A 4,502-nucleotide genomic window follows, 5' to 3' on the forward strand; every position below is an offset into this window, starting at 1 on the left:
CGGTGAGTACCTGGAGGGCGATCGCGACTTCGGCGGCATGGTGGTGCTTTCCGGATACCCCTGCCCACTGTACGACGAGCTCTACAGCACCTGGCACAGAGTCGACCGCCACGCCTATGCAGACGGCTCCAGAGAGCGAATCGAGTGCCTCTGGCTAAACAGCGCTGCGCTAGAGGGGCTGGCACAACTGGACTTCTTCAAGGCCGGCAATGCGTCTCCATCGCCCTCATTCCAGACCATGGCCGCTCATTACTGAGCGATCAGCAGGAGAACAACATGAAGAACGTTACTTCGATCAGCCGCAAACACGCAGAAGACAAGTTTGTTGTACGCATGCCGCAAGGGCTCCGCGATCAGCTCAAGCAAAAGGCCGCGCATAACCACCGCTCGGCCAACAGCGAGATCGTCTACCGACTGGAGCGCAGCAACGCGCTCGAAGAAGAACTCGCGCGAGCAAACCGAATGGTCGACGAACTCTTCGCCAAGAACCAGCGCCTGCAGGCAGAGCTGGCGGCGGCGAACACGCGTCAGGTGGCGGAGGCATGAGTATGGCCAAGATCAACCCGCAAGATCTGAAAGACCGGCTACTTGCCCCTGGTTTTACTGCGCCGCCCAAGGTTCTGGAGCAGCTGTCGGACCCGGTCAGCGACACGCCCATGGTCCTGACGCTCGACCAGGTCCTCCCCTGGCACGATAACCCCCGGACCACTCGCAACCCCAAATTCGACGAGATCAAAGAGTCGATCCGGCACCGAGGCCTCGATACGCCACCACCGGTGACCCGGCGCCCCGGGGAAGACAAATACCGCATTCGCAACGGCGGCAACACTCGCCTGGAAATTCTCAACGAGCTCTACAAAGAGACCGGCGACGAGCGTTACTTCCGCTTCAACTGCCTGTTCAGGCCCTGGGACAAGCAGCGCGGCGAAATCATCGCGCTGACTGGTCACCTAGCTGAGAACGATCTGAAGGGTGACCTCAAGTTCATCGAGCGAGCCGTGGGCATTCAGAAAGCGAAAGCCTGGTATGAGGAGGAGAAGGGCGAACCGGTCGGCATCCGCGAGCTATCACGGAAGCTCACCGATGACGGCTATCCTGTTTCACCCTCACACATCAGCAGGATGCTGGATGCCGTTGAGATACTGCTTCCAGCCATCCCTGTGATGCTGTATTCAGGGCTCGGTAAACCGCAAATCGAGAAACTCCTGTCACTCAGAAAGTCGGCATCCTCCTGCTGGACACGTCTATATGCCGGCGAGGGTATCGACTTCGAAATGCTGTTCCAGGACACGCTGGCAATCTTTGACAGTAGCCCTGACGAATTCATATTCGACCGATTCCAGGACGAACTCATCGACCAGATGAAGCGTCCCTTGGGCCTTCGCTATGATCAAATCCTGCTCGAGATCACCAACGGCCAGCAGGAGCAGCGCCGCGGCACTCTGGTCGACCTGCCCGCACCTGCCGCACCACCTGGAATCCCAGCCGTAGGGCAGGAAAATCCTGCTGCGTCGACTACTGGACAAGCACAATCACAGAGCCCCGCTGCCGGCCTCCAAACGTCCAAGACCAATAGCCTCCCGGGTAATCCCTCTACCCCGCCAGCTCCGCCACTACCTGTACAACAGCAGCAACTGACCGACGAGGAGCGTGCTGAGCTCTTGGCAGGTCATATCGTGAGCCCGGTATCCACAAAGATCCAGCAGACTCGCCAACGGCTGGCCGCTCTCGAGGGTGAACATCTACCTGTCTTCGAGGAAACAGCTCTGCAGGCAATCCCAGTGCAAGTCGGCGGCCTGCACCCGATCACCGATCTCTGGTACATCGAGCGGTCGATCGATACCCCCGAGATCCTGCGACAGCACATCGCTGATCTGGCTGAAGAGATCGCTCTGCATGTCGGCGCCCCAGGAGAGATCGTCAGGATTCAGGGCGGTGTGGGTTACACGTATCGCGAACCCAATGAAGACCCTGAGATTACTGATTCAGCGCTGCACCTCATGACGCTGCTTCAAGCGCTCAGCGGCCAGGTCCAAGTCGTCCTGAACTCACACGACCAGCAGACCTGCCGCGACGCCCTGGGCGAGTTTCAATTCTCAGCTGGCCTCGCTCAGTTGCTGCTGGGCCAACCCACCACAGGCGATCAGCCATCCAGCCAGGCAGGACGTCTCAATGACGAAGCCCTGGTGAAACTGTTCCGGATCATTCGTCTTGCCCGACGCCTGGTTGACCTTGAGCTGCCGCCGGCCGCCTCCGAGCAAGCAGCTACCGACCAGTGATTTCGCACGATTTGGGGAGGGATCGACATGTCGAAGTCGTTGATCAATGAAGCGGTCCTGACGCAGGTGCTCAACCACCTGCGCAACGGCCAGCTCAGGCGTTGTGCCGAGATGGGGCTGCGGCCGGAGATCCTGGCTCAGCTCCAACAGCCTGCCGTCATGAGCATCCTGACCAATACCCCGGTTTCCTGGGTAGACGTCAGAGTGAACATCGACGTCATGGAGAAAATCCTGGCCACAGCCGAGCGCTCTCAGCAAGAGGAGCTGCAAATTGAGCGTGCTCTCAAACTCGGGGCTACCACCACGATGATTCAGAGCTTCTTCGGTCTGTCGCCGGAAGACACTGCGATCAAGCGGCTGATCATGGAGATACACCCCCGACGGGGCCGCTGGCGGCAGCTCGATGAACAGATCGAGCGCCAGATATGGTTCCGCTGGGAGCACCTGATGCAGGAAAACCAGGTCCGCCTTGAGGACAGCATGGAGTTGCTGGATATCGCGATGATCCTCACCGAGGAAATCAACGCCGGAATCGAACAAGACAGCCCAGAGTTCATCAGCCTCGCCATTGTTTGGTCTCTCATCCAGAGCTGGCTGAAAGACGGGCTCTATCCGTCTGGCAAATCGAGCCAGAGCCAGGCGGGCCTGCAAAAGTCCCAATCCACTCTTTACCTCGCTAGCGTCAGCTCACACCTGCCCCACTCTGCCCCATCCGCAACAACGCAGGTGAACGCTGAGACAGAACGTCAACAACTACTGAACCTGGTTCAGTCGGAAGGCGACACAGCACCATGAGGCTGTCGCGCTTTCCCATCTCGACACTGCTGGATTCGGCCTCGGGACATCTCGAGGCCCATTTGTATAAGAAGCGGCTTGCTGCCGAAAGCGGCGAACCGCTGGCTCAACAATATTCCGGCATCATTTTCAGCGGCAACCCGCATGAAACCGTTCCTCGGCGCCTGCTGCTGGATAAACGACTCACCCCGCTGGAGAGAAACTGCTGGCAAGTGTTCCGCTTGCTCATCAACGACGACGGGCTGACCGCGTTCCCTACATACGAGCAACTACGCCCTTATCTCGGCATGCAGCCGGGTAAGATCGCCTCGCGCGAAACCATCGCCAAGGCACTCAAGGTCCTTCGGTTGACACGCTGGCTCAGTCTCGGCCGCCGCCTGCGCAACGACCTCAACGGGCAAGTACAAGGCAACGTCTACATCCTCCACGACGAACCGGTATCCCCGGCAGAAGCCCTGGAGCTGGACCCCGACTACATGCAGTTGCTGAGCCAGTCCACCGGCGACAGCAACCGAGCCATACGCGAAATCGGCCAGATCACATGGCGGGAGTTCAGGGATGACCCGGACGTTGGTCGCCGGCTCCCAACCCATCTGGAGAAGCTCGAGGGGCGCTTGAACCACCAGCAATGGGCTATTGATAGTCAGCTCGAAGCGGATCCAGCGGCAGAGTTCGGCATCCGAACTCTGCCCGATCTACCTCATTCAACCCCGAGTTCGGATGCCGAACTCAGTGAAATCAGCGGCAAGCAATGCGCTTTACCGCTGAGTTCGGATGCCGAACCCAGACAGAATCCGCCGAGTACACCCTTGGTTCGGATGCCGAACTCATATAGTACGTATACATACAAACAAGATTCTGTATGTAAAAAGCCAGTACAACCGCGAGCACGCGAGGACGCACATCCGAACTGGCAGGATCTCCTGAACGGACTGGAGGCCGAGCAACGGATCCAAGCCGTAAGCGCGCTCCGACGGGTGTCCGAGGAGCTGCGTCATCCGGTCATCGAGCAGTGGCGGCACCGATGTGCGGGAGGAACTGTCGGTAACCCCTTCGGCTACCTCATGACGCTCATCCAGCGTGCAGTCCAGGGCAAGTTCAACGCCTCTTGGGCTCCGGAAGAAGCGGCTGAACGAACCATCCCAGCAGCGGAACGCCCCAGTCGTGCTCCGGCACCATCAAGCCCCACGACACCTACACAGCCTCAGATTCAGCCAAAGGGAGACACCCGGACAGGGAGCGAGGTCCTCAGCCGGCTCAAGGACCTCATTCGGCCCAGGCACGGATTGAGCGTGCCATCCGAGCGGGGTGATGAGCCATGAAATACTCACTGTCGAGCAAGGTGATTTTCCCTTGGGGCGCCGCCGGCGGTGAGCTGGGTGATTCGGCCCGAAATACTCTGCCAAGGATCGACCTCGGCGCCGGCGG

The 4,502-nt window shown here is 59.4% G+C and carries 4 protein-coding genes and 1 pseudogene; all 5 read left to right on the top strand.

Annotated features, from left to right (window positions below):
- Positions 1–256: pseudogene (locus HMPREF3014_RS29085) on the top strand (hypothetical protein); the annotation flags it as partial.
- A 20-nt stretch (positions 257–276) separates the two neighbouring features.
- Complete coding sequence (locus tag HMPREF3014_RS29090) at positions 277–546, top strand: ICE element conjugation transcription factor TprA (RefSeq protein WP_023104004.1); 270 nt, start codon at positions 277–279, stop codon at positions 544–546.
- Positions 543–2,279 carry a ParB family protein gene (locus HMPREF3014_RS29095; RefSeq protein WP_031632492.1) on the top strand — a complete coding sequence of 579 codons (1,737 nt, stop codon included), beginning with the start codon at positions 543–545 and terminating at the stop codon, positions 2,277–2,279. The genes HMPREF3014_RS29090 and HMPREF3014_RS29095 overlap by 4 nt, the downstream gene beginning before the upstream one ends.
- Before the next feature lie 27 nt (positions 2,280–2,306).
- Positions 2,307–3,074: a DUF2857 domain-containing protein gene (locus HMPREF3014_RS29100; protein ID WP_004352844.1), complete on the top strand. Its 768-nt coding sequence runs from the start codon at positions 2,307–2,309 to the stop codon at positions 3,072–3,074.
- On the top strand, positions 3,071–4,396 hold the full coding sequence (locus tag HMPREF3014_RS34150; RefSeq protein WP_023104006.1) for an STY4528 family pathogenicity island replication protein: 1,326 nt from the start codon (positions 3,071–3,073) through the stop codon (positions 4,394–4,396). The genes HMPREF3014_RS29100 and HMPREF3014_RS34150 overlap by 4 nt, the downstream gene beginning before the upstream one ends.
- Positions 4,397–4,502: the final 106 nt, after the last annotated feature.

The organism is Pseudomonas sp. HMSC065H01, from assembly GCF_001815235.1.
GTDB classification, from domain to species: Bacteria; Pseudomonadota; Gammaproteobacteria; order Pseudomonadales; family Pseudomonadaceae; genus Pseudomonas; species Pseudomonas aeruginosa.

Bases quoted from the DNA above. Each gene is read 5' to 3' on its own strand.
- HMPREF3014_RS29090 (WP_023104004.1), top strand. From the start codon at position 277: ATGAAGAACGTTACTTCGATCAGCCGCAAACACGCAGAAGACAAGTTT.
- HMPREF3014_RS29095 (WP_031632492.1), top strand. From the start codon at position 543: ATGAGTATGGCCAAGATCAACCCGCAAGATCTGAAAGACCGGCTACTT.
- HMPREF3014_RS29100 (WP_004352844.1), top strand. From the start codon at position 2,307: ATGTCGAAGTCGTTGATCAATGAAGCGGTCCTGACGCAGGTGCTCAAC.
- HMPREF3014_RS34150 (WP_023104006.1), top strand. From the start codon at position 3,071: ATGAGGCTGTCGCGCTTTCCCATCTCGACACTGCTGGATTCGGCCTCG.